General features: G+C 64.2%; 21 protein-coding genes. 15 read left to right on the top strand and 6 right to left on the bottom strand.

Annotated features, from left to right (window positions below; all coding sequences use genetic code 11):
* Positions 1-75 precede the first annotated feature (75 nt).
* Complete coding sequence (thrH, locus tag DN824_RS06290) at positions 76-693, top strand: bifunctional phosphoserine phosphatase/homoserine phosphotransferase ThrH (protein WP_138407493.1); 618 nt, start codon at positions 76-78, stop codon at positions 691-693.
* 74 nt (positions 694-767) lie between these two features.
* Here thrH and pabB read toward each other — a convergent pair whose 3' ends face one another.
* Genes pabB through rloA form a run of 4 tightly spaced genes read right to left on the bottom strand, consistent with a single transcriptional unit; the run spans position 768 to position 5203 of the window.
* Positions 768-2108: an aminodeoxychorismate synthase component I gene (gene pabB / locus DN824_RS06285; protein WP_138407492.1), complete on the bottom strand. Its 1341-nt coding sequence runs from the start codon at positions 2106-2108 to the stop codon at positions 768-770.
* A 45-nt stretch (positions 2109-2153) separates the two neighbouring features.
* Positions 2154-3137, bottom strand: coding sequence for an alpha-L-glutamate ligase-like protein (locus DN824_RS06280; protein WP_138407491.1), 984 nt, complete (start codon positions 3135-3137; stop codon positions 2154-2156).
* A 3-nt stretch (positions 3138-3140) separates the two neighbouring features.
* Positions 3141-4667, bottom strand: coding sequence for an osmotic stress tolerance membrane protein RloB (gene rloB, locus DN824_RS06275; protein WP_138407490.1), 1527 nt, complete (start codon positions 4665-4667; stop codon positions 3141-3143).
* Positions 4668-4672: 5 nt separating this feature from the next.
* Positions 4673-5203, bottom strand: coding sequence for a retropepsin-like aspartic peptidase RloA (rloA, locus tag DN824_RS06270; RefSeq protein ID WP_138407489.1), 531 nt, complete (start codon positions 5201-5203; stop codon positions 4673-4675).
* Between the two features lie 244 nt (positions 5204-5447).
* On the opposite strand from rloA, the gene DN824_RS06265 reads away from it, so the two are divergent.
* The 6 genes from DN824_RS06265 to prpD all read left to right on the top strand — a co-directional run bounded on the left by DN824_RS06265 (position 5448) and on the right by prpD (position 13706).
* Positions 5448-6170 carry a GntR family transcriptional regulator gene (locus tag DN824_RS06265; RefSeq protein ID WP_138407488.1) on the top strand — a complete coding sequence of 241 codons (723 nt, stop codon included), beginning with the start codon at positions 5448-5450 and terminating at the stop codon, positions 6168-6170.
* The gene (gene prpB, locus DN824_RS06260; protein WP_138407487.1) at positions 6167-7054 is read left to right on the top strand and encodes a methylisocitrate lyase; all 888 of its coding nucleotides are present in this window, start codon (positions 6167-6169) and stop codon (positions 7052-7054) included. The genes DN824_RS06265 and prpB overlap by 4 nt, the downstream gene beginning before the upstream one ends.
* Before the next feature lie 80 nt (positions 7055-7134).
* Positions 7135-8262 (top strand): bifunctional 2-methylcitrate synthase/citrate synthase, encoded by a 1128-nt coding sequence (prpC, locus tag DN824_RS06255; RefSeq protein WP_138407486.1) that lies wholly within the window; start codon positions 7135-7137, stop codon positions 8260-8262.
* 66 nt (positions 8263-8328) lie between these two features.
* The gene (acnD, locus tag DN824_RS06250; protein WP_138407485.1) at positions 8329-10950 is read left to right on the top strand and encodes a Fe/S-dependent 2-methylisocitrate dehydratase AcnD; all 2622 of its coding nucleotides are present in this window, start codon (positions 8329-8331) and stop codon (positions 10948-10950) included.
* A 23-nt stretch (positions 10951-10973) separates the two neighbouring features.
* The gene (gene prpF / locus DN824_RS06245) at positions 10974-12167 is read left to right on the top strand and encodes a 2-methylaconitate cis-trans isomerase PrpF (RefSeq protein ID WP_138407484.1); all 1194 of its coding nucleotides are present in this window, start codon (positions 10974-10976) and stop codon (positions 12165-12167) included.
* A gap of 54 nt (positions 12168-12221) precedes the next feature.
* Positions 12222-13706 (top strand): 2-methylcitrate dehydratase, encoded by a 1485-nt coding sequence (prpD, locus tag DN824_RS06240; protein WP_138407483.1) that lies wholly within the window; start codon positions 12222-12224, stop codon positions 13704-13706.
* Between the two features lie 83 nt (positions 13707-13789).
* On the opposite strand, the gene ppsR is transcribed toward prpD, so the two are convergent.
* Entirely contained in the window at positions 13790-14608 is an 819-nt protein-coding gene (gene ppsR / locus DN824_RS06235; RefSeq protein WP_138407571.1) for a posphoenolpyruvate synthetase regulatory kinase/phosphorylase PpsR, read from the bottom strand.
* A gap of 213 nt (positions 14609-14821) precedes the next feature.
* Between ppsR and ppsA the strand changes: the two genes are divergently transcribed.
* From ppsA to DN824_RS06195, 8 genes are all read left to right on the top strand, one after another.
* Positions 14822-17137, top strand: coding sequence for a phosphoenolpyruvate synthase (gene ppsA / locus DN824_RS06230; RefSeq protein WP_349749568.1), 2316 nt, complete (start codon positions 14822-14824; stop codon positions 17135-17137).
* Between the two features lie 152 nt (positions 17138-17289).
* A complete protein-coding gene (locus DN824_RS06225) occupies positions 17290-17589 on the top strand; it encodes a Rieske (2Fe-2S) protein (protein ID WP_138407481.1) in 300 nt (99 codons plus the stop codon).
* Between the two features lie 23 nt (positions 17590-17612).
* The gene (rraA, locus tag DN824_RS06220; protein ID WP_138407480.1) at positions 17613-18101 is read left to right on the top strand and encodes a ribonuclease E activity regulator RraA; all 489 of its coding nucleotides are present in this window, start codon (positions 17613-17615) and stop codon (positions 18099-18101) included.
* Between the two features lie 71 nt (positions 18102-18172).
* A complete protein-coding gene (locus tag DN824_RS06215; RefSeq protein ID WP_138407479.1) occupies positions 18173-19168 on the top strand; it encodes a CorA family divalent cation transporter in 996 nt (331 codons plus the stop codon).
* 55 nt (positions 19169-19223) lie between these two features.
* Entirely contained in the window at positions 19224-19466 is a 243-nt protein-coding gene (locus DN824_RS06210) for a CrfX protein (protein ID WP_138407478.1), read from the top strand.
* 2 nt (positions 19467-19468) lie between these two features.
* Complete coding sequence (locus DN824_RS06205; protein WP_138407477.1) at positions 19469-20293, top strand: mechanosensitive ion channel family protein; 825 nt, start codon at positions 19469-19471, stop codon at positions 20291-20293.
* 83 nt (positions 20294-20376) lie between these two features.
* Positions 20377-20967, top strand: coding sequence for an RNA polymerase sigma factor SigX (gene sigX, locus DN824_RS06200; RefSeq protein ID WP_138407476.1), 591 nt, complete (start codon positions 20377-20379; stop codon positions 20965-20967).
* Positions 20968-21060: 93 nt separating this feature from the next.
* Entirely contained in the window at positions 21061-22053 is a 993-nt protein-coding gene (locus DN824_RS06195) for an OmpA family protein (protein WP_138407475.1), read from the top strand.
* 166 nt (positions 22054-22219) lie between these two features.
* Here DN824_RS06195 and acnB read toward each other — a convergent pair whose 3' ends face one another.
* Positions 22220-24829, bottom strand: coding sequence for a bifunctional aconitate hydratase 2/2-methylisocitrate dehydratase (gene acnB, locus DN824_RS06190; protein ID WP_138407474.1), 2610 nt, complete (start codon positions 24827-24829; stop codon positions 22220-22222).
* Between the last annotated feature and the right edge of the window lie 150 nt (positions 24830-24979).

Here is a 24979-nt window from a genome sequence, read left to right as displayed (position 1 = left end):
AATAAGCGCTGCGTTGCTTCGCCTCTGCCTTGTCGCTAGAGTGCCGCTTCTTTTATTCGCATTAGGAGTGGCCCTGTGGAAATAGCCTGCCTCGACCTTGAAGGCGTACTGGTCCCGGAGATCTGGATCGCGTTCGCCGAAAAGACCGGCATCGAGTCGCTGCGGGCGACCACGCGGGACATTCCCGACTACGACGTGCTGATGAAGCAGCGCCTGCGCATCCTCGACGAGCATGGTCTCAAGCTGGGCGATATCCAGTCGGTGATCGCCACGCTCGAACCCCTGGAAGGCGCCGTGGAATTCGTCGACTGGCTGCGCGAGCGCTTCCAGGTGGTGATCCTGTCCGACACCTTCTACGAGTTCTCCCAGCCCCTGATGCGCCAGCTCGGTTTCCCGACCTTGCTGTGCCACCGGCTGATCACCGACGAGACCGACCGTGTGGTGGATTACCAGCTGCGCCAGAAGGACCCGAAGCGCCAGTCGGTCATCGCGCTCAAGAGCCTGTACTACCGCGTCATCGCTGCCGGCGATTCCTACAACGACACCACCATGCTGTCCGAAGCGCACGCAGGCATTCTGTTCCATGCGCCGGACAACGTGATTCGGGAGTTCCCGCAGTTCCCGGCGGTGCACACCTACGATGACCTCAAGCGCGAGTTCATCAAGGCGTCCAACCGCAAGCTGGCGCTTTAAGAACGGCGAAGCTGGAAGCCTGTGGCGGAAACCCCTGACCGGGGCGTTGCCGTCCTGGCGCTTCCAGCTTCTGGCTAAAGCCGCTCCAGCGTCTGCAGCAGGACCTTCACCTTGTCGATCGATTCCTGGTATTCGGCCTGCCAGTCCGAGTCCGCGACGATCCCGCCACCACCCCAGCAGCTGATTCGCCCTTCGCTGGCCAGCAGGGTGCGGATGGTGATCGAACTGTCCATCTCCCCTCGAACGTCGATATAGAGCAGCGAGCCGCAATAGATGCTGCGGTCGGTGGGCTCCAGCTCGTCGATGATCTGCATCGCCCGTATCTTCGGCGCGCCAGTGATCGATCCGCCAGGAAAGCTGCCGGCCAGCAGGTCGAAGGCATCCTTTCCGGCGGCGAGCGTACCGGTGACGCTGCTCACCAGATGGTGCACGTTCGGGTAGCTTTCCAGGGCGAACAGCTCCGGCACCCGGATGCTGCCCACGTCGCAGGTGCGGCCCAGATCGTTGCGCAGCAGGTCGACGATCATCAGGTTTTCCGCGCGATCCTTGATGCTGGCAAGCAGGGCGCTGGCCTGCTCGGCGTCGACCCTGGCGTCGGCTGAGCGGGGCCGCGTGCCCTTGATCGGCCGGGTCTCGACCTGGCGGGCGTGACTGCGCAGGAAGCGCTCCGGCGACAGGCTGAGCACGGCGCCTTCGGGCAACGCCACGAAGCCGGCGAAGGGCGTGGGGCAGGCGTCGCGCAGCGCGCTGTAGGCTTGCCAGGGGTCGCCGGCATAGGCGGCCGAGAAGCGCTGCGCGTAGTTGACCTGATAGCAGTCTCCAGCGCCGATGTAGTGCTGGATGCGTTCGATCGCCTCGCGATACCGCGCCAATGGCTGGTCGGCGGAGAAGGGGCGCTGCAGACGAAACGGCGTGGAGGCTGGCACGGAGGGTTCGCTGAACAGCGCCACCAGACGCTGCCGCTCGGCGTCGGGAAGCGTCGGATGGAACACCAGCTGGCTGCTGCCCTGGTCATGGTCGGTGACCAGCGCCCAGGCGTAGAGCCCCAGCTGGGCGGGCGGCAGTGTCAGGTCGGCGAGCGTGGAGTGGGGCAGGCGCTCGAGCTGGCGTCCGAAATCGTAGGCCAGCAGGCCGATCAGCCCGCCGGCGAATGGCAGCTCGCAGCCCTCGGGCAGTTCGGCGTGGCCCAGCCCGGCCAGGGCCTCGCGCAGCCGCTGGAAATACGCCGCGCCGCTTTCTTCCGGCTGCGCCTGCAGGAGCCGTTCGGGCCAGGCGCTGATCAGGTCGAAGCGGCCCCGCCTGGCGGTGGGGCGGCCGGAGTCGAGCAGCACCGCGCCGGGCGCCTGGCGGACAGGTTCGAAATAGCCGCGCGGGTCGGCCTGGTAGGGCAGTGGGTGTAGCGTGCAGAGCGCCATGGTAGCTGTATGCGGAGCGTGCTCCCGCGTCGGGCGGGAGCGGGCTCAGTCGTGGGTGGGGACGTGGCCGAACAGTTCCTGAGCGAACCGCACGCGCTCGTCGGCGGTTTCCTGGATGCCCTTGGCCTTGAGTTCGGCCAGGCGCGCCTCGACGGCATGGGCCCGGTGCGTCAGCCCGCAATCGTTGGCGATCTGGATGTTGAGGCCGGGACGTGCGTTCAGCTCGAGGATCAGCGGGCCCTTCTCCTGGTCCAGCACCATGTCGACGCCGATGTAGCCCAGGCCGCACAGCTCGTAGCAACCGGCCGCCAGGCTCATGAAGCCATTCCAGTTGGGCAGCTGCACGCCGTCCACCGCATTGGTGGTGTCGGGGTGCTTGGTGATTTTGTTGTTCAGCCAGGTGCCGCGCAGGGTGACGCCGCTGGCCAGGTCCACGCCGACGCCGATGGCGCCCTGGTGCAGGTTCGCCTTGCCACCGGACTGGCGGGTCGGCAGGCGCAGCATGGCCATGATCGGGTAGCCCATCAGCACGATGATGCGGATGTCCGGTACGCCCTCGTAGCTGATGCTCTTGAAGATCTGGTCCGGGGTGACGCGGTATTCGATCAGCGCGCGGTCGCGATGTCCGCCCAGCGAGTACAGCCCGGTGAGGATGTTGGAGATCTGGTGCTCGATCTCCTCGTGGCTGATGATTTTGCCTGAGACGGTGCGGTAGCGGCCTTCGAAACGGTCGGCGATGACCATGATGCCGTCGCCGCCGGCGCCCTGCGCGGGCTTCACCACGAAATCGGGGCGATCCTTGACGATCTCGGCCAGCTTGGAAATGTCCTTTTCGGTCTCGATGATGCCGTACATCTCCGGCACGTTGATCCCGGCTTCGATCGCGCGCAGCTTGGTGATGATCTTGTCATCGACGATCGGGTACAGGCTGCGCTTGTTGTACTTGAGCACGTAGTCGGCGTTTCGCCGGTTGATGCCCATGATCCCCTTGGCTTCGAGGGCTTTCCACGTCTTGAACAGGCCGAACATGGATCAATCCTTCAGAAAGGCTTTGAAGCGGATCAGCTCCGACAGCCGATATCCGCGGTAGCGACCCATCGCCAGCATGAAGCCCACCAGGATCAGCAAGACGGCCGGGAAGGTGAAGACGAAGTAGACCACTTCCGGAATGCTCATCAGCACGTGCGCCAGGGACGCCGCGATGATGGTGCCGACGCCGACCTTGAAGGCGTGGCCGCCGCCGCGCTCTTCCCAGCTGATCGACAGGCGTTCGATGGTCATGGTCAGGATCACCATCGGGAACAGTGCGACCGAGAGGCCGCGTTCCAGGCCCAGCTTGTGGCTGAGCAGGCTGATCACCGCGATCAGCACCACGACGAAGGTCAGTACCACCGACAATCGGGGCAGCATCTGCAGCTTCAGGTGTTCGAGGTAGGAGCGCAGCGAGAGTCCGAGCGCCGTGATCAGGGTGAACAGCAGGATGCCGAAGCCCAGCTGCGTCTCGCGGAAGGCCAGGGCGATCAGGACCGGGGTGAACGTCCCCAGGGTCTGGATGCCGATCAGGTTGCGCAGGATCAGGATCACCAGGACGCCGATCGGGATGACGATCATGATCTGGTAGGTCTGCTGGGTGGAGAGCGGCAGGCCGTACAGCGAATAGTCGAGGAAGGCGCCGTCGGTGTTCTCGTCGGTCAGCTTGGCGAGGCGAATGGCGTTCATCTCGCTGTTGTTCAGAGTGAAGCTGATGCGCGGATTGCGACCGCCCTCAACGGTGATGAGCGGCTCGTCACCGGTCCACCAGACCAGGCGGTCGGCCGGCAGGCCCTGGTCGCCGTTCTCCGGGTTGAAGTAGAGCCAGCGGTTGCCGTTGAAGCTGCGCAGCCAGAGTTCCGGCGCCTGCTGTTGTTCGGCGATCAGGCGCACGGTGTGCACGCGCTCCATCGGCACGTGGGCAATGGACAGCAGCAGTTCGATCACGCGGGCCTTGTTCGGCGTCGAGGCGTCGCCGCCGAGCAGCAGCTTGACGTTGTCGTCGTTGGCGTTGTTGACGCGCTTGATGGCTTCGCTGATGAAGGTCTCGACATCCGCCGAGTGCTGGCGGATTGGGGAAAGCAGGGCTTCGGCGGCGATCTTTTCCGGCCCTTCGACCGGGATGCTGTCGCGGAAGATCGGGCCGCTGGGCTTGGTCTGCTCGCCGCTGTAGCGCTTGGTCAGCACCAGGCGGTAGTACAGGGTCTGGTTGCCGCTGGCGCGACGTGCCGACCAGGTCACCCGGCGGTTGTTTTCGCTGCGGTTGACGCTCACGCCGTAGTTGTTGGAGATGAAGCTCTCGTTGAGGCTGACGAATTCCTGGTTCAGCGGCGGCACGAACATCTGCACCTTCACCGGTTCGCGCGGATTGGCCTGGAATTCGACCTTGGCGTCGATGTTCCACAGGTCATCGGTTTCATCCTCGGTCACCGGAATGCCGAGGACGAAGATCTGGTAGCCCGTTACTGCCACGCCGATGGCGACGAGCAGAAAAATCAGGACCTTCAGATGCAGGGTAAGAGCGCGCATGTGTATTACTCGTCAGCGGAATCTTTGAGGCAGCCGGGCTTACCGGCGGCATAGGAGAGACTGGGGTCGATCAATGCGCCGAAGCGGGTGAGCGCATCGGAGCCGATCAGTAACGGGTATTGGAAAGCGGTACGGTCGGTGAGGTTCACTTCGACGTTTCGCTTGACCTTGCCCATGCACAGTTCGAGTTCGATCACCGGGCGGGCGGTGTAGGTCTTGTCTTCCTCGGGATCGAAGTCGCCGGCGCGCCGCTTGATCTTGCTCACCCGCATCAGGGGACGCTCGATGGGGTGCTCGTGGGCGTCGTCGATCGCCAGGTAGAAGCGCACCCAGGACTCGCCCTTGCGCTTGAAACGCTCGATGTCGCGAGCGCTCAGCGACGCGGTCTGCGCGCCGGTGTCGAGCTTGGCCTGGACCTCGAGCCCGAATTCGGGCAGCGCCACGTTTTCGTTCAGACCATAGATGTTTTTCTCGGCGCCGACTGCACTGGCGCAGCCGATCAGGCCGAATAACAGAAGGTAGGGTTTGAGGCTCATAGATCCTGTGGAATCGGTTCAGGCCTGGATAGGCAAGAGTGCTGGCGGAACGGAGTCGGCCGAGTAGACCCAGGCGCAACAAGGCGCGGATTCTAGCATGGGGGGTTGGCGGTCGCGACAGGCGGTTCATGTGGGCTCGGCAATGCGCTGACAGGTCTATTGTCGACAATCGCTCGCCTGTTGTTGACCAATCTGGGCTCAAGGCGTAGGTTTCGCCTCTGAAAGCGGTGTCGGTGTAGACAATATGCTCGAATCCCTTGAGTTTCCCCCCGCAGCGGCACTGGACAGCGAAACCCTGTCGGAGCACGTGTTCCGCCGCATCCAGTCGGCCATCGTGCAGGGGCACATCGCGCCGGGCAGCAAAATCTCCGAGCCGGAGCTGGCGCGCACCTACGGCATCAGCCGCGGGCCGCTGCGCGAGGCCATCCATCGCCTTGAGGGCCAGAAGCTGCTGGTGCGCGTGCCGCATGTGGGCGCGCGGGTGGTATCCCTGGACCATCGCGAGCTGGTCGAGCTTTACGAGATTCGCGAGTCGCTCGAAGGCATGGCCTGCCGGCTCGCGGCCGAGCACATGAGCCAGGCCGAGATCGACGAGCTGCGCCGGGTGCTGGAGACCCACGAACGCGACGAGGCCTTCCAGGCCGGCGTCGGCTACTACCAGCAGGAAGGGGATTTCGATTTCCACTACCGGATCATCCAGGGCAGCGGCAACCGAACCCTGGCCAAGCTGCTGTGCGACGAGCTCTACCAGCTGGTGCGCATGTACCGCATCCAGTTTTCCGCGACGCCGAACCGCCCGCACCAGGCGTTCGCCGAGCACCACCGCATTCTCGACGCCATCGCCGACCGTGACGGCGAGCTGGCCGAGCTGCTGATGCGCCGCCACATCGGTGCGTCCAAGCGCAACATCGAGCGTCACTTCAGGGACGCAACGGACAAGACAGCCAACCAACGAGGTGAGTCATGACTCAAGCATCTGCCGGGCAGCGCTTTCGCGATGCGGTCGCCAGCGAACATCCGCTGCAGGTGGTCGGCGCGATCAACGCCAACCACGCCCTGCTGGCCAAGCGCGCCGGCTTCAAGGCGATCTACCTGTCCGGCGGCGGGGTGGCGGCCGGCTCGCTGGGCCTGCCGGACCTCGGTATCTCGGGCCTGGACGACGTGCTCACCGACGTGCGCCGGATCACCGATGTCTGCGACCTGCCGCTGCTGGTCGATGTCGACACCGGGTTCGGCTCCTCGGCCTTCAACGTGGCGCGCACCGTGCGTTCGATGATCAAGTTCGGCGCCGCGGCCATCCATATCGAGGACCAGGTCGGCGCCAAGCGCTGCGGCCATCGGCCCAACAAGGAGATCGTCTCGCTGCAGGAAATGGTCGACCGGATCAAGGCGGCGGTCGACGCGCGCACCGACGACAGCTTCGTGATCATGGCGCGTACCGACGCGCTGGCGGTGGAGGGGCTGGAGGCCGCCCTGGAGCGCGCCGAAGCCTGTGTCGAGGCGGGCGCGGACATGGTCTTTCCCGAGGCAATCACCGAACTGGAAATGTACCGGCAGTTCGCGGCGCGGGTGAGGGCACCGATCCTGGCCAACATCACCGAGTTCGGCTCGACGCCTCTTTATACGACCGAAGAGCTGGCGAGCGCGGACGTCTCGCTGGTGCTCTATCCGCTGTCGGCGTTCCGCGCGATGAACAAGGCCGCCGAGAACGTCTACACCGCGATCCGCCGCGACGGCACCCAGAAGAACGTGGTGGACACCATGCAGACGCGCATGGAGCTGTACGAGCGCATCGGCTATCACGCCTATGAGCAGCATCTGGATCAGCTCTTCGCGCAGAAGAAGGGCTGATCGACCGGGCGGGGGCATCGGCCGCCCGCCTGACGCCAGTGGGCAGCAATCGAAGAATAAATCCAATAAAGGAGAGTGCGATGGCTGAAGCAAAGGTATTGAGCGGCGCGGGCCTCAGGGGTCAGGTCGCGGGACAGACGGCGCTGTGCACCGTGGGCAAGACCGGTGCGGGGCTGACCTACCGGGGCTACGACGTACGGGAACTGGCCGCCGGGGCCGATTTCGAGGAAGTCGCCTATCTGCTGCTGTACGGCGAGCTGCCCGATCGGACCCAGCTCGCCGATTACCGCGCGAGGCTCAAGGGCTTTCGCGAGTTGCCGCAGGCGCTCAAGGAAGTGCTCGAACGGATTCCCGCCTCGGCGCACCCGATGGACGTGATGCGCACCGGTGCCTCGATGCTGGGTAACCTGGAGCCGGAAACCGGCTTCGAGCAGCAGCAGGACAAGGCCGATCGCCTGCTGGGCGCGCTGCCGGGGATCATGACCTACTGGTATCGCTTCTCCCATCAGGGCGTGCGAATCGAATGCGACAGCGACGAGGCGAGCATCGGCGGGCATTTTCTCGCGCTGCTGCACGGCAAGGCGCCCAGCGAACTGCATGTCCGGGTGATGAACGTTTCGCTGATCCTCTACGCCGAACATGAATTCAACGCCTCGACCTTCACCGCGCGGGTCTGCGCCTCGACCCTGTCGGACCTGTATTCCTGCGTGACCGCGGCGATCGGTTCGCTGCGCGGCCCGCTGCATGGCGGGGCCAACGAGGCGGCCATGGCGCTGATCGAGCGTTTCGACTCGCCCGAGCAGGCGCGCGCCGAGTTGCTGAAGATGCTCGAGCGCAAGGACAAGATCATGGGTTTCGGCCATGCCATCTACAAGGACTCGGACCCGCGCAACGAAGTGATCAAGGCCTGGGCGAAGAAGCTCGCCGACGAGGTGGGCGATACGCGGCTGTATGCCGTATCCGAGGCCATCGACAAGACCATGTGGGAGGAGAAGAAGCTGTTCCCCAACGCCGATTTCTACCATGCCTCGGCGTACCACTTCATGGGCATCCCGACCGAGCTGTTCACCCCGATCTTCGTCTGCTCGCGGGTGTCCGGCTGGTGCGCGCACGTCTTCGAGCAGCGCGCCAACAACCGCATCATCCGTCCGAGCGCGGAATACACCGGAGTCGAGCAGCGTCCCTTCGTCGCCATCGACCAGCGCTGAACGCCCGGGGCGCCGCGCAGACGGCGCCCGTCATTTCATAGGCCATCTTGTGATCGAGTCCTGAGCATGAACACTGCACACCGCAAGCCGCTGCCGGGCAGCCGGCTGGATTATTTCGATGCCCGCGAAGCGGTCGAGGCCATCGCGCCAGGCGCCTACGCGAAACTGCCCTATACCTCCCGCGTGCTGGCCGAGAATCTGGTCCGCCGCTGCGATCCCGAGACCCTCGACGCCTCGCTCGGACAGCTGATCGAGCGCCGGCGGGACCTGGACTTCCCCTGGTTCCCTGCGCGGGTGGTCTGCCACGACATTCTCGGCCAGACCGCGCTGGTGGATCTGGCCGGCCTGCGCGACGCGATCGCCGAGCAGGGCGGGGACCCGGCGATGGTCAACCCAGTGGTGCCGACGCAACTGATCGTCGACCACTCGCTGGCGGTGGAGTGCGGCGGTTTCGATCCGGACGCCTTCGCCAAGAACCGCGCCATCGAAGACCGTCGCAACGAGGACCGCTTCCACTTCATCAACTGGACCAAGAAGGCCTTCAAGAACATCGACGTGATTCCGCCGGGCAACGGCATCCTGCACCAGATCAACCTGGAGCGGATGAGTCCGGTGATCCAGGCGCGCGACGGCGTGGCCTTCCCCGACACCCTGGTGGGCACCGACTCGCACACGCCGATGGTCGATGCGCTGGGGGTGATCGCCGTCGGCGTCGGTGGCCTGGAGGCCGAGAGCGTGATGCTGGGCCGGGCCTCCTGGATGCGCCTGCCGGACATCGTCGGGGTCGAGCTCACCGGCAAGCCGGGGCCCGGCATCACCGCCACCGACATCGTGCTTTCGCTGACCGAATTCCTTCGCCAGTCTAGGGTGGTGGGCGCCTACCTGGAATTCTTCGGCGAGGGCACCGCCAACCTGACCCTGGGTGACCGCGCCACCATCGCCAACATGGCGCCCGAATTCGGCGCGACGGCGGCGATGTTCTACATCGACCAGCAGACCATCGATTACCTTCGCCTGACCGGACGCGAGGACGAGCAGGTGCGGCTGGTCGAAACCTATGCGCGCGAAACCGGGCTGTGGGGCGACAGCCTCGCCAGCGCCGAATACGAGCGCGTGCTGCACTTCGACCTTTCCAGCGTCGTGCGTACCCTGGCCGGCCCCTCGAACCCGCACCGACGCCTGCCGGTTTCCGAACTCGCCGCGCGGGGCATCGCCGGGCCGGTCGAGCAGCAGCCGGGGCTGATGCCCGATGGCGCGGTGATCATCGCCGCCATCACCAGCTGCACCAACACCAACAACCCGCGCAACATGATCGCCGCCGGCCTGCTGGCGCGTAACGCCAACCGCCTGGGCCTCCAGCGCAAACCCTGGGTGAAGTCCTCGCTGGCGCCGGGCTCCAAGACCGTCGCGCTCTACCTGCAGGAGGGCGGCCTGCTGCCGGAACTCGAACGCCTCGGTTTCGGCGTGGTGGCCTTCGCCTGCACCACCTGCAACGGCATGTCCGGTGCGCTGGACCCGGCGATCCAGCAGGAAATCATCGAGCGCGATCTCTATGCCACCGCCGTGCTGTCGGGCAACCGCAACTTCGACGGGCGCATCCATCCCTACGCCAAGCAGGCCTTCCTGGCATCGCCGCCGCTGGTGGTGGCCTATGCGATCGCCGGCACCATCCGCTTCGACATCGAAAAGGACGTGCTGGGGCTGGACGCCGAAGGTCGTGAGATCCGCCTGAAGGATATCTGGCCGAGCGACGAGGAGATCGATGCCGTGGTCCGCGCGTCGGTCAAGCCCGAGCAGTACCGCAGCGTCTACATCCCGATGTTCGCCATTCAGGAAGACACCGGGCCCGCGGTCAGCCCGCTCTACGAATGGCGCCCGATGAGCACCTACATCCGCCGTCCGCCCTATTGGGAAGGCGCGCTGGCCGGGGCGCGCAGCCTCACCGGCATGCGTCCGCTGGCGGTGCTGCCGGACAACATCACCACCGACCACCTGTCGCCGTCCAATGCCATCCTCGCCAACAGCGCGGCGGGCGAATACCTGGCGAAGATGGGCCTGCCCGAAGAGGACTTCAATTCCTACGCGACCCATCGCGGCGATCACCTGACCGCCCAGCGCGCGACCTTCGCCAACCCCCAGTTGATCAACGAGATGGCGGTGGTGGACGGCCAGGTGAAGCAGGGTTCGCTGACCCGCGTCGAGCCCGACGGAACCGTCATGCGCATGTGGGAGGCCATCGAGCTGTACATGCAGCGCAAGCAGCCGCTGATCATCATCGCCGGCGCCGACTACGGGCAGGGCTCGTCCCGCGACTGGGCGGCCAAGGGCGTGCGGCTGGCCGGCGTCGAAGCCATCGTGGCCGAGGGGTTCGAGCGCATTCACCGCACCAACCTGATCGGCATGGGCGTTCTTCCGCTGGAGTTCGAGCCGGGAATGACGCGCCTGACCCTCGGCATCGACGGCAGCGAGACCTACGACGTGCTGGGCGAGCGCACCCCGCGCGCGACGCTGACGCTGGTCATCACCCGGCGCAGCGGCGAGCGCGTCGAGGTACCGGTGATCTGCCGCCTCGATACCGCCGAAGAGGTTTCCATCTATGAGGCCGGTGGGGTGCTGCAGCGCTTTGCCCAGGACTTCCTGGAATCCTCCGTAGAGGCCACCGCCGCCGCGCGCTCGGCCGCTGTATAGGCAGACCCTTCAAGGAGACCGAGATGGCCGCCGTACCGCAGATTCGAATCCCCGCCACCTACATGCGTGGCGGTACCAGCAAGGGCGTGTTCTTCCGCCTCGAAGACCTGCCCGAGCGCGCGCGCGCGCCGGGCCTGGCCCGCGACGCACTGTTGCTGAGGGTGATCGGCAGCCCCGATCCCTATGGCAAGCAGATCGATGGCATGGGCGGGGCGACGTCCAGCACCAGCAAGACGGTGATCGTTTCACGCAGCAGCCGGCCAGGCCACGACGTCGATTACCTCTTCGGCCAGGTCTCGATCGACGCGGCCTTCGTCGACTGGAGCGGCAACTGCGGCAACCTGTCGTCGGCCGTCGGGCCGTTCGCCATCGCCGCCGGGCTGGTCGACGCCGAGCGGGTTCCGCGCAACGGTGTGTGCACGGTGCGCATCTGGCAGGCCAATATCGGCAAGACCATCGTCGCGCAGGTGCCGATCGTCGAAGGGCAGGTGCAGGAGACCGGCGACTTCGAGCTGGACGGGGTGACCTTTCCCGCGGCGGAGGTCCAACTGGAGTTCCTCGATCCCGCCGACGAGGGAGACGGCGAGGGCGGCGGTGCCATGTTCCCGACCGGCAACCTGGTCGATGAACTCGACGTGCCCGGCATCGGCACGCTTCGCGCGACGCTGATCAATGCGGGTATCCCGACCATCTTCCTCGAAGCCGAGGCCCTCGGTTACACCGGCACCGAGCTGCAGGAGGCCATCAATGGCGACCCGGCGGCCCTGCTCAGGTTCGAGACCATCCGTGCCCACGGGGCGCTGCGCATGGGCCTCATCGCGTCGCTGGACGAGGCCGCCAGACGCCAGCACACACCCAAGGTCGCCTTCGTTGCGCCGCCGGTCGGCTACCTGTCGTCCAGCGGCCGAAACGTCGCCGTCGAGGATGTCGATCTACTGGTGCGCGCGCTGTCGATGGGCAAGCTGCACCACGCCATGATGGGCACCGCCGCCGTGGCCATCGGCACGGCGGCCGCGATTCCCGGCACCCTGGTCAACCTCGCCGCCGGTGGCGGCGAACGCAGCGCGGTGCGTTTCGGTCACCCCTCGGGCGTACTGCGCGTCGGCGCCGAAGCGCGCCAGGTGGACGGCCAGTGGCAGGTGACCAAGGCGCTCATGAGCCGCAGCGCGCGGGTGCTGATGGAGGGCTGGGTACGCGTCCCGGGCGACGCGTTCTGACCGGAGCCAGCGGCCGCGCCATCATTTTTGCCATCAGCCGATGAGGTGAGAAGCATGAGCGCCAATGTCGATCTCAACGAGCGTCCCGATTACGACCCGGTGATCCAGGACATCGCCGATTACGTACTGAGCTACCGCGTCGAATCGCCCGAGGCCTTGGATACCGCCCGCAACTGCCTGATGGACACCCTGGGTTGCGGCCTGCTGGCGCTGCGTTTTCCCGAATGCACCAAGCACCTCGGGCCGCTGGTGGAGGGCACTCTGGTGCCCCACGGCGCGCGGGTGCCAGGCACCAGCTTCCGGCTCGATCCGGTCAAGGCGGCATGGGACATCGGCTGCATCGTCCGCTGGCTGGACTACAACGACACCTGGCTGGCCGCCGAATGGGGGCATCCGTCGGACAACCTCGGCGGCATCCTGGCGGTGGCCGATCACCTGTCGCAAAGGCGTGTGGCCAATGGCGAGGCGCCATTGACCATGCGTACCGTGCTCGACGCGATGGTCATGGCGCACGAGATCCAGGGCGTGCTGGCGCTCGAGAACGCTTTCAACCGCGTCGGGCTCGACCACGTCTTCCTGGTCAAGCTGGCGTCCACCGCCGTTACCGCGAAGCTGATGGGGGCGAGCCGCGAGCAGCTCCTGTCGGCGCTCTCCCACGCCATCGTCGATGGCCAGGCGCTGCGCACCTACCGCCATGCGCCCAATGCGGGGTCACGCAAATCCTGGGCGGCGGGTGATGCGACCAGCCGAGCGGTGCGCCTGGCCGATATCGCCCTGCGGGGCGAAATGGGCATTCCCGGCGCGCTCAGCGCACCGCAATGGGGCTTCTACGACGTGCTGTTCAGCCACACCAACAAGGATCTGGCCACCAAGCCAGCGGCGCTGCGGCAGTTCCGTCTGCCCCAGCCGTACGGCTCGTACGTCATGGAGCACGTGCTGTTCAAGATCAGCTTTCCCGCCGAGTTCCACGCCCAGACCGCCGCCGAGGCCGCCGTCATCCTGCACCCGCAGGTGCGTGAGCGGTTCGATCGCATCGAGCGGATCGTCATAACCACCCACGAGTCGGCGATCCGCATCATTTCGAAGGTCGGCCCGCTGGCCAACGCGGCCGACCGCGATCACTGCCTGCAGTACATGGTGGCGGTGCCCTTGCTCTATGGCGATCTGACGGCCGAGCATTACGAGGATGCCTTCCATGCCGAGCACCCACTGATCGACCAGCTGCGCAACAAGATGGAGGTGGTAGAAGACGAGCGCTACAGCCGCGAATACCTGGAGCCCGACAAACGCTCCATTGCCAACGCGATCCAGGTGTTCTTCGACGACGGGACCTGTACCGGGCAGGTGGCGGTGGAGTATCCGATCGGCCATCGCCGCCGCCGTGCGGAGGGTATCCCGCTGCTGGAGCGCAAGTTCGCCAGCAACCTGGCGACGCGTTTCCCCGCTCAGCGGTGCGAGCGGATCATCTCGCTATGCCACGATCAGGCCACGCTGGAGGCGACGCCGGTGCATCGTTTCGTCGATCTGTTCGTGATCTGAGGGCCGCCTGCGGCAATTGGTCCCGGCTTTTGTAACAAAGTGTCGGCACCAAGCCGCATTTGTGCGGTCTACGAAGGCGGTGGTTATTTGAGACGACGCTCGACGCCTTTTTCCACGAGGATTTTCGCGGAGATTTCCTCCACCGAGAAATGCGTCGAATTGATGAAGGCGATGTTCTCGCGACGGAACAGCGCCTCGACCTCGCGGACCTCGAATTCGCACTGGGCGAAGCTGGCGTAGCGGCTGTTGGGCTTGCGCTCGTTGCGGATCGCGGTGAGCCGGTCGGGGTCGATGGTCAAGCCGAACAGCTTGTCCTGGTGCTTTTTCAGCGCCGCCGGCAGTTGCAAGCGCTCCATGTCGTCTTCGGTGAGCGGGTAGTTGGCGGCACGAATGCCGAACTGCATGGCCATGTACAGACAGGTCGGTGTCTTGCCGCAGCGGGACACGCCCACCAGGATCAGGTCGGCCTTGTCGTAATAGTGGGTGCGCGCGCCGTCGTCGTTATCGAGGGCGAAGTTGACCGCCTCGATGCGCTCCATGTAGTTGGCGTTGTGGCTGATGGAATGGGATTTGCCTACGGAGTAGGAGGAATGTGACATCAGTTCATGTTCCAGGGGAGCAAGGAATGAAGAAAAGATGTCGATCATGAAGCCATTGGATTCGGCCAGAATGTCCCGGATTTCCTGGTTCACCAGCGTATCGAAAATGATTGGGCGGGCGCCGTCCCTGTCGGCCGCCGTATTGATCTGCTGCACCATCGCCCGCGCTTTGTCCGCCGTATCGATGTACGGACGCGTCAGTTTGGTGAAGGTGATGTTCTCGAATTGGGCGAGCAGGCTCTGGCCCAGCGTTTCCGCGGTAATGCCAGTGCCGTCGGAGATGAAGAAAGCTGTTCGTTTCATTGCACCTTGGGCCTTAAGTCGAGAACCGTTCTTGGCTATAGTAAGGCCCGTTTCGCCGAGCGCAGACTGGCGGGCATTGTTACTTATTTCACACAGCCAGGCCACACTAACGCGGCGCAGGTGCGCCCGAGTCTTCCAACAAACAGTGGAGAGATCACCTTGGTAGAGTACGTAGTTTCCCTCGATAAGCTCGGCAATCACGATGTTGAGCGAGTGGGGGGCAAGAACGCATCCCTCGGCGAGATGATCAGCAATCTGGCAGGAGCCGGCGTTTCGGTGCCAGGTGGTTTCGCGACCACTGCCCAGGCCTATCGCGACTTTCTCGAACAGAGCGGTCTGAACGATCGCATCCATGCCACCCTCGATGCCCTGGACGTCGACGACGTCAACGCCCTGGCCAAGGCCGGCGCGCAGATCCGGCAGTGGGTGATGGAGGCCCAATTCCCGGCGCAACTGGACGCCGATATCCGTACCGCCTTCGCCGAGATGGCCGGCGGCAACGACAACATGGCCGTCGCCGTGCGCTCCTCGGCGACCGCCGAAGACCTGCCCGATGCGTCCTTCGCCGGTCAGCAGGAAACCTTCCTCAACATCCGTGGCGTCGATAACGTCATCCGCGCGGCCAAGGAGGTTTTCGCCTCGCTGTTCAACGACCGCGCCATCGCCTACCGCGTACACCAGGGCTTCGACCACAAGCTGGTCGCCCTGTCCGCCGGCGTGCAGCGCATGGTGCGTTCGGAAACCGGTACCGCCGGCGTGATGTTCACCCTCGACACCGAATCGGGCTTCCGCGACGTGGTGTTCATCACCGGCGCCTACGGCCTGGGTGAAACCGTGGTGCAGGGTGCGGTCAACCCCGACGAATTCTATGTCCACAAGCCGACGCTCGAAGCCGGTCGCCCGGCCATCCTGCGCCGCAACCTGGGCAGCAAGGCGATCAAGATGATCTACGGCGACGAGGCCAAGGCCGGCAAGTCGGTCAAGACTGTCGACGTGGACAAGGCCGATCGCGCGCGCTTCGCGCTCTCCGACGAGGAAGTCACCAACCTGGCCAGGCAGGCGCTGATCATCGAGAAGCACTACGGCCGCCCGATGGACATCGAGTGGGCGAAGGATGGCGACGACGGCAAGCTCTACATCGTCCAGGCGCGTCCCGAGACCGTGAAGAGCCGCAGCAGCGCGAACGTCATGGAGCGCTACCTGCTCAAGGAAAAGGGCAAGGTTCTGGTCGAAGGCCGCGCCATCGGCCAGCGCATCGGCGCAGGCCCGGTCAAGATCATTCGTGACGTCTCCGAGATGGACAAGGTCCAGCCGGGCGACGTGCTGGTATCGGACATGACCGACCCTGACTGGGAGCCGGTGATGAAACGCGCCAGCGCCATCGTCACCAACCGCGGTGGGCGTACCTGCCATGCGGCGATCATCGCGCGTGAGCTGGGCATTCCGGCGGTGGTGGGCTGCGGCAACGCCACCGAGCTGCTGAAGGATGGCCAGACCGTGACGGTATCCTGCGCCGAGGGCGACACCGGCCTGATCTTCGAGGGCGAGCTTGGCTTCGACATTCGCAAGAACTCGATCGATGCGATGCCCGAGCTGCCGTTCAAGATCATGATGAACGTCGGCAACCCCGACCGTGCGTTCGACTTCGCCCAGTTGCCCAACGAGGGCGTTGGCCTGGCGCGTCTGGAATTCATCATCAACCGCATGATCGGCGTGCATCCCAAGGCGCTGCTCAACTACGAAGGCCTGCCGACCGACGTCAAGAGCAGCGTGGACAAGCGCATCGCCGGCTACGCCGACCCGGTCAGCTTCTATGTCGACAAGCTGGTCGAGGGCGTCAGCACCCTGGCCGCCGCGTTCTGGCCGAAGAAGGTCATCGTTCGCCTGTCGGACTTCAAGTCCAACGAATACGCCAACCTCATCGGCGGCAAGCTGTACGAGCCCGAGGAAGAGAACCCGATGCTCGGCTTCCGCGGCGCGTCTCGCTACATCAGCGACTCCTTCCGCGACTGCTTCGAACTCGAGTGCCGCGCGATGAAAAAGGTCCGCGACGAGATGGGGCTGACCAACGTCGAGCTGATGGTGCCCTTCGTGCGCACCCTGGGCGAGGCCTCTCAGGTCGTCGACCTGCTCGGCCACTACGGGCTCAAGCGCGGCGAGAACGGGCTGAAGGTCATCATGATGTGCGAGCTGCCGTCCAACGCCTTGCTGGCTGACGAGTTCCTCGAGTACTTCGATGGTTTCTCCATCGGCTCCAACGACATGACCCAGCTGACCCTGGGCCTGGACCGGGACTCTGGCATCATCGCGCACCTGTTCGACGAGCGTAACCCGGCGGTCAAGAAGCTGTTGTCCAACGCCATCCAGGCCTGCAACAAGGCCGGCAAGTACATCGGCATCTGCGGACAGGGCCCTTCCGATCACCCGGACCTGGCCAAATGGCTGATGGAGCAGGGCATCGAAAGCGTGTCGCTGAACCCGGACTCGGTACTCGATACCTGGTTCTTCCTGGCGGACGCCGAGATCTGACCAGGCGACGACGATGAAAAAGGGCGGGCAACCGCCCTTTTTCATGCCTGGCGCCTGGAGCCGGACAGCGTCGCGTTCCATCGGGAGCGATAGGTCGTTAAGATGTGACGAACTCGTCGCATCTGGTCATGGTTCGTCTGGCGGAGGTCCGCATGTTCGTGACGCTCGAGCGGTTACTCAACCTGGATGACGATTACCGACGGGTGTTCGATGTCGCGGGGCATCAGTTGCTGCTGATCGTGGTCGAAGGTCAGCCGCGGCTGATCGAAAACCGCTGTCCGCACCAGGGCGCGCCGTTGGCGCGCGCCACCCTGAGTGGCACGGTATTGCGCTGTCCTCGCCATGGTGCGAGGTTCGATGTCACCACTGGCCGGGCGCTTGATGCGACCTGCCACGCGTTGGCGGTCTATCCGCTGGCCTACGACGGCGACCGAATCGGCGTCGAAGTCTGAGCTTTCAACCACAGGAGCTTCCCATGCAATACGTCACCCCCGATCTGTGCGATGCCTATCCCGATCTGGTGCAAGTGGTAGAGCCGATGTTCAGCAATTTCGGCGGCCGCGATTCGTTCGGCGGCGAGATCGTCACGGTGAAATGCTTCGAGGACAATTCCAGGGTCAAGGAGCAGGTCGAGCTCGACGGCACCGGCAAGGTGATGGTCGTCGACGGTGGCGGTTCGCTGCGCCACGCGCTGCTCGGTGACATGCTTGCCGAGAAGGCGGCGCGCAACGGCTGGGAAGGCATCATCATCTACGGTTGCATTCGCGACGTGGACGTCATTGCCCAGACCGAACTCGGTGTCCAGGCGCTGGCGACCCATCCGCGCAAGTCCGAAAAGCGCGGTCTGGGCGATCTGAACGTGCCCGTCACCTTTTGCGGCGTCACCTTCCGCCAAGGCGAATACGTCTATGCCGACAACAACGGCATCCTGGTGTCGCCCGAGCCGCTGAAGATGCCCGATTGACCTGCGGCCATTGCCGCCCGTTTTTCCTGCCCGGCTAAGCCGGGCTTTTTATGAGCAGGACCGCCATACCGATGCAACAGAACGACAACGATCGCTGGGGGCTCATTCACGCACTGGTGCTCGACGGGCGAGGGGGCGCGCGCAGCCTGGCGTATGCCTCGCTCGAGTCGCTGCGGCTCGAGGACGGCGAGACGCTGTGGGTGCACCTGGATCGCAGCCACCCGGAGGCCGTCGCCTGGCTGCGCAGTCGAGACGAGATCGGCACTTTTGCCTGCGATGTGTTGCTCGAGGAAAACACCCGGCCGCGCATGCTCGCGCTGCCTGGCGAGGCGCTCGCCCTGTTCCTGCGTGGAGTCAATCTCAACCCCGGCGCCGAGCCCGAGGACATGGTATCGCTGCGCGTGTTCGCCAATGCCAGGATGGTGGTTTCCCTGCGGCTGAGGCCTTTGCGCGCCACCGAGCTGGTCATCGAGCAACTGGCCGGCGGGCAGGGGCCGAACAGCGCATCCCGGTTGCTGCTGGCGCTGGCCGACTCGCTGACCGATCGGGTCGACGACCTGGTGGCCGAGCTCGGCGAAACGACCGACAGCGAGGAGGAGCGCCTGGAGCAGGATTCGCGTTACACGCCCGAGCACGAGCGCGTGTTGTCGCTGCGCCGGCGTGCCGCCAGCCTCCGGCGCTTCCTGCTGCCTCAGCGCGACCTTTATGCGCAGCTGACCCGCACACCGCTGTCCTGGCGCGACGCCGACGACAGTGCCGACTGGAACGAGCTCAGCAACCGGCTGATTCGTTTCGTCGAGGAGCTGGAGCTGATCCGCGAACGGGCGAGCCTGGTGCTGGAGTCCGAACAAAGGCGGCTTAACGAGCGGATGAACCGGACCATGTACCTGATCGGCATCATCACCGCCTTCTTCCTGCCCCTGAGTTTTTTCACCGGGCTGCTGGGAATCAACGTCGGCGGCATTCCCGGCGCCGAGTTTCCCTACGGTTTTGCCGTGGCCTGCGGCCTGATCGGCGCCGTTGCGCTGTTTCAATGGTGGATCCTGCGCCGTTTGCGCTGGGTTTGAATGTGACTCGGTCGGCGGTTTGCAGCGTCTAGCCGACACATATCCCGAGGTGCGCATGCACGATCCGTTTGAAAAATCCTTGCGCGACATGCTCAACACGCCATCGAGCCACGATGACGATGCGTGTCTCGATCGCGTACTGAAAACCGCTAACCGTCAGGTCGGAGCAGGGGATCTGTTCGGCCTGATGGGCCATTGGCTGCAGGTCCTGCTGATCGCGTTCAACAGCGGATCGCCGCATATCGCGCCTGTCTCGCGCCGCCACTCGCCAACCCGTTCGACTGATAAGGCTGATTGATCATGGAATTCGATCCCTGGACCCAGAATCTGTTGTCTGCGATGAGCTCCCTGTGGGCGTCGGTTGCGGCGTTCCTTCCGCGCCTGTTCGGTGCTCTGATCGTGGTGGTGCTGGGCTTTGTCATCGCCAAGCTGCTCGACACGCTGTTGTCCAAGGTGCTGGCGCGCCTCGGGCTCGATCGGCTGATGGCCGGCACCGGCCTGACCAAGCTGCTGGCGCGGGTGGGAATCCGGGCGCCGGTCTCGACGCTGATCGGCAAGATCGTCTACTGGTTCGTGCTGCTCATCTTCCTGGTCTCGGCGGCCGAATCGCTGGGTCTGGAGCGTGTTTCGTCGACCCTCGACGTGCTCGCCCTGTACATCCCGAAAGTGTTCGGCGCCGCGCTGATCCTGCTCGCCGGCGTGCTGCTGGCCCAGCTGGTCAGCGGGCTCGTGCGTGGCGCTGCCGAAGGCGTCGGGCTGGACTATGCGGGCGGGCTGGCCCGTCTGGCGCAGGGGCTGGTCATCATCATCAGCATTTCGGTGGCCATCGGTCAGCTCGAGGTGAAGACCGAGCTGCTCAACTACGTCATCGCCATCGTGCTGATTTCGGTGGGCCTGGCGGTCGCCCTGGCCTTTGGCCTGGGGAGCCGCGAGCTGGTCGCGCAGATCCTGGCCGGCATCTACATTCGCGAGCTGTACGAGGTGGGGCAGCGCATCGGTCTCGCCGATGTGGAAGGACAGATCGAGGAGATCGGTACGGTCAAGACGCTATTGCTGACCGATAACGGCGAACTCGTTTCGGTCGCTAACAGAACGCTGCTGGAGCAAAGAGTCAGAAGCCACTGATAGTCCGATATCTGCTAAAGTGTGCCGCCTTTTTTCTGGTCCCAGAGTAGCGGCCATGATACTGACTGCCGGCTCCAAGCGTCTTGACTAAAACCCATTCTCCATCGTTGCGCTATGACCCCCGCGAGCTTTCCGATGAAGAGCTGGTGGAGCGCGCGCACGTCGAGCTTTTTCATATTACGCGAGCTTATGAAGAGCTCATGCGGCGATATCAACGCACGCTATTCAATGTATGTGCGCGCTATCTGGGTAACGATCGAGACGCTGATGATGTCTGTCAGGAGGTAATGCTTAAAGTCTTGTACGGTCTGAAGAATTTCGAAGGCAAGTCGAAGTTCAAAACGTGGCTTTATAGCATCACCTATAACGAGTGCATCACCCAGTATCGGAAAGAGCGTCGAAAGCGGCGCTTACTTGACGCGCTGAGTCTCGACCCGCTCGAAGAAGCCTCGGAAGAGAAAGCGCCGAAAGTCGACGAGAAGGGCGGTCTTGACCGCTGGCTGGTGCATGTGAATCCCATCGACAGGGAAATTCTGGTACTTCGCTTCGTTGCCGAACTGGAGTTCCAGGAGATTGCCGATATCATGCACATGGGTCTTAGTGCAACGAAGATGCGTTACAAGCGTGCGCTGGATAAACTCCGGGAAAAATTTTCGGGCTTTGCCGAAACTTAGAGACGGAAAGTTGTCTGATACTCAGCGAACAGGCTTTGGTACACCCGGTTTCCTTAGATTGTTCTGATACCAACCACAGATGGGGATTTACGGATGAAACTGAAAAACACCTTAGGCGTTGTCATTGGCTCCCTGGTTGCCGCCACCTCCCTCAGCGCGCTGGCTCAGGGCCAGGGCGCTGTCGAGGTGGAAGCTTTCGGCAAGCACTACTTCACTGACAGCTCGCGTGATATCGAGAACGGCGAACTGTACGGTGCGAGCGTCGGCTACTTCCTGACCGACGATGTCGAACTGGCGTTGTCTTATGGCGAATACGGTGACATCAACTCCAACGACCGTATGGCGGACGGCCATCGCAAGGACATCAAGGGCAGCCTGACCTCCCTCGACGCTCTGTACCACTTCGGTCAGCCGGGTGTTGGTCTGCGTCCCTACGTCTCCGCTGGTGTGGCTCATCAGACCATTGGCCAGGCAACTCGCAGCGGCCGTGACCGCAGCACCTTCGCCAACATCGGTACCGGCGTGAAGTACTACTTCACCGAGAACGTCTATGCGCGTGCCGGCGTTGACGGCATGTACAACATCGACGCCGACGAAGGCGAGTGGATGGCTGGCGTGGGCGTTGGTCTGAACTTCGGTGGTGGTGCCCGTCAGGTCGCAGCCGCCGAGCCGACTCCCGAACCGGCTCCGATGCCTGTCGCCGCGCCTGCTCCCGAGCCGGAGCCGGCTCCGGAAGTGGTCCGCGTCGAGCTGGACGTGAAGTTCGACTTCGACCGCGCTCAAGTGCGTCCGGAAAGCTACAGCGACATCCAGAACCTGGCTGACTTCATGCAGCAGTACCCGCAGACCTCTACCACCGTGGAAGGTCACACGGACTCGGTCGGTACCGATCAGTACAACCAGCGTCTGTCCGAGCGCCGCGCCAATGCCGTTCGTGATGTGCTGGTCAACCAGTACGGTGTGGAAGGCAGCCGCGTGAACTCGGTTGGCTACGGCGAATCCCGTCCGGTTGCTGACAACAGCACCGAGGAAGGCCGCGCCATCAACCGTCGCGTTGAAGCGGAAGTGGAAGCGCAAGTGCGTTAATAGCGCCTCGCAAAAGAAAAGCCCGGCTCATGCCGGGCTTTTCTTTGTCTGCGATCTGGCGATCTGGCGGCAGTGTCCGGCGTTTCGGCTGCAGGCGCGCCATAGGGTCAGGCAGCGGGCGAAAAAAAGCCCCGCACGAGGCGGGGCTTCTTCTTGTTGCCGACCCTTAGGCCTGGATCACCGGGATCTTCGCGTTGGCCGCCGCTTCGCGGAACTCTGCGATCTGGTCGAAGGACAGGTAGCGGTAGACGTCGGCAGCCATGCTGTCGATGTCCGCTGCGTACTGCATGTATTCCTCGACCGTTGGCAGGCGACCCAGGATTGAGGCGACCGAGGCCAGTTCGGCGGATGCCAGGTAGACGTTGGCGCCGTCTCCCAGGCGGTTCGGGAAGTTGCGGGTGGAGGTGGAGACCACTGTCGAGTTCGAGGCGACGCGCGCCTGGTTACCCATGCACAGCGAGCAGCCCGGCATTTCCATCCGCGCACCGGCCTTGCCGTAGATGCCGTAGTAGCCTTCTTCGGTCAGCTGGTGGGCGTCCATCTTGGTCGGCGGAGCCAGCCACAGACGGGTCGGGATGCCGCCCTTGACCTTGTCGAGCAGCTTGCCGGCAGCGCGGAAGTGGCCGATGTTGGTCATGCACGAACCGATGAACACTTCGTCGATCTTGTCGCCGGCCACCTGAGAGAGCAGGCGGGCATCGTCCGGATCGTTCGGTGCGCAGAGCACGGGCTCGGTCACTTCGGCCAGATCGATCTCGATGACTTCGGTGTATTCGGCGTCGGCGTCGGCGGTCATCAGTTCCGGATTGGCCAGCCAGGCTTCCATCGCCTGTGCACGGCGCTCCAGGGTGCGCGCATCGCCGTAACCTTCACCGATCATCCAGCGCAGCAGGGTGATGTTGGATTTCAGGTACTCGGCGATCGACTCCTTCGACAGCTTGATGGTGCAACCGGCAGCGGAGCGCTCGGCGGAAGCGTCGGACAGTTCGAACGCCTGCTCGACGGTCAGCGACTCGAGGCCTTCGATCTCCAGGATGCGGCCGGAGAAGATGTTCTTCTTGCCCTTCTTCTCGACGGTCAGAAGTCCCTTCTGGATCGCGTAGTAGGGAATTGCGTGAACCAGGTCGCGCAGGGTGATGCCAGGCTGCATCTTGCCCTTGAAGCGCACCAGTACCGACTCGGGCATGTCCAGCGGCATCACGCCGGTGGCGGCGGCGAAGGCCACCAGGCCGGAACCGGCCGGGAAGGAAATGCCGATCGGGAAGCGGGTGTGCGAATCGCCGCCGGTGCCGACGGTGTCGGGCAGCAGCATGCGGTTCAGCCAGCTGTGGATGATGCCATCGCCCGGGCGCAGGGAAACGCCACCGCGGGTCATGATGAAATCAGGCAGCGTGTGGTGGGTCTTGACGTCGATCGGCTTCGGATAGGCCGCGGTGTGGCAGAAGGACTGCATCACCAGGTCGGTCGAGAAGCCCAGGCACGCCAGGTCCTTGAGTTCGTCGCGGGTCATCGGGCCCGTGGTGTCCTGGGAGCCGACAGTCGTCATCTTCGGTTCGCAATAGGTGCCCGGACGGACGCCTTTGCCTTCCGGCAGACCGCAGGCCTTGCCGACCATCTTCTGCGCCAGGGTGTAACCCTTGCCGGTGTCGACGGGGGCTTCAGGCAGCTTGAATAGGTCGGTCGGGCCCATGCCCAGCTCGGCACGCGCCTTGTCGGTCAGGCCGCGACCCACGATCAGCGGAATACGGCCGCCGGCGCGGACTTCGTCCAGCAGTACGGGCGTCTTCATCTCGAAGGTGGCCAGCACCTCTTCGGTGCCGTGCTTGCAGACCTTGCCTGCGTACGGATAGACGTCGATGACGTCGCCCATGTTCAGGCCGGAGACGTCGAACTCGATCGGCAGGGCGCCGGCGTCTTCCATGGTGTTGTAGAAGATCGGGGCGATCTTGGAGCCGAAGCAGAAGCCACCGGCGCGCTTGTTCGGCACGTACGGGATGTCATCGCCGAAGAACCACAGCACCGAGTTGGTGGCGGACTTGCGCGAGGAGCCGGTACCGACCACGTCGCCGACGTAGGCGATCGGGAAGCCCTTGGCGCGCAGGCCTTCGATCTGCTTCAGCGGGCCGATGGAGCCCGGCTGGTCGGGTTCGATGCCTTCGCGAGCCATCTTCAGCATGGCCAGGGCATGCAGCGGGATGTCGGGGCGCGACCAGGCGTCGGGCGCCGGGGAGAGGTCGTCGGTGTTGGTTTCGCCGGTGACCTTGAACACGGTCAGGCTGATCTTCTCGGCCAGCATCGGGCGCTTCTTGAACCACTCGCCATCGGCCCAGGACTGCAGGACGGCTTTGGCGTTGGCATTGCCGGCCTTGGCCTTTTCGGCGACGTCATGGAAGGCGTCGAACATCAGCAGGGTGTGCTTGAGCTGTTCGGCGGCGGTGGCGCCGAGGTCGGCATCGTCCAGCAGCTCGACCAGGGTGGCGATGTTGTAGCCGCCCTGCATGGTGCCGAGGAGTTCGACGGCGCGCTGCTTGCTGATCAGCGGGGAGGTCGCTTCGCCCTTGGCCAGGGCGGACAGGAACGCGGCCTTGACGTAGGCGGCTTCGTCCACGCCCGGCGGCACGCGGTTGGTGATCAGATCGAGGAGAAATTCTTCTTCGCCGGCGGGCGGGTTCTTCAGGAGGTCGACCAGGCCTGCGGTCTGCTCAGCGTTCAGCGGCTGGGGCACGATGCCCTGGTCGGCACGCTCTTGTACGTGTTTGCGGTAGGCTTCAAGCACAGTTATACCCTCATCATTGGTTCCAATGGGTTTCATCGGAACGCACATCCGGAAGCTGTTTTCAAAGTTTTACGGCGGATGATGAGGCCGGGAGGGCAAAAACTTGATTCTGCGCGCCCGGCTTGCAGCCGGTTCAACTGTGCTCGTGAC

The sequence above is a fragment of the Stutzerimonas nosocomialis genome, from assembly GCF_005876855.1.
Taxonomy (GTDB): domain Bacteria; phylum Pseudomonadota; class Gammaproteobacteria; order Pseudomonadales; family Pseudomonadaceae; genus Stutzerimonas; species Stutzerimonas nosocomialis.
Note: the sequence above shows the minus strand (reverse complement) of the source record. Positions and strands in the feature narration are given on the sequence as shown.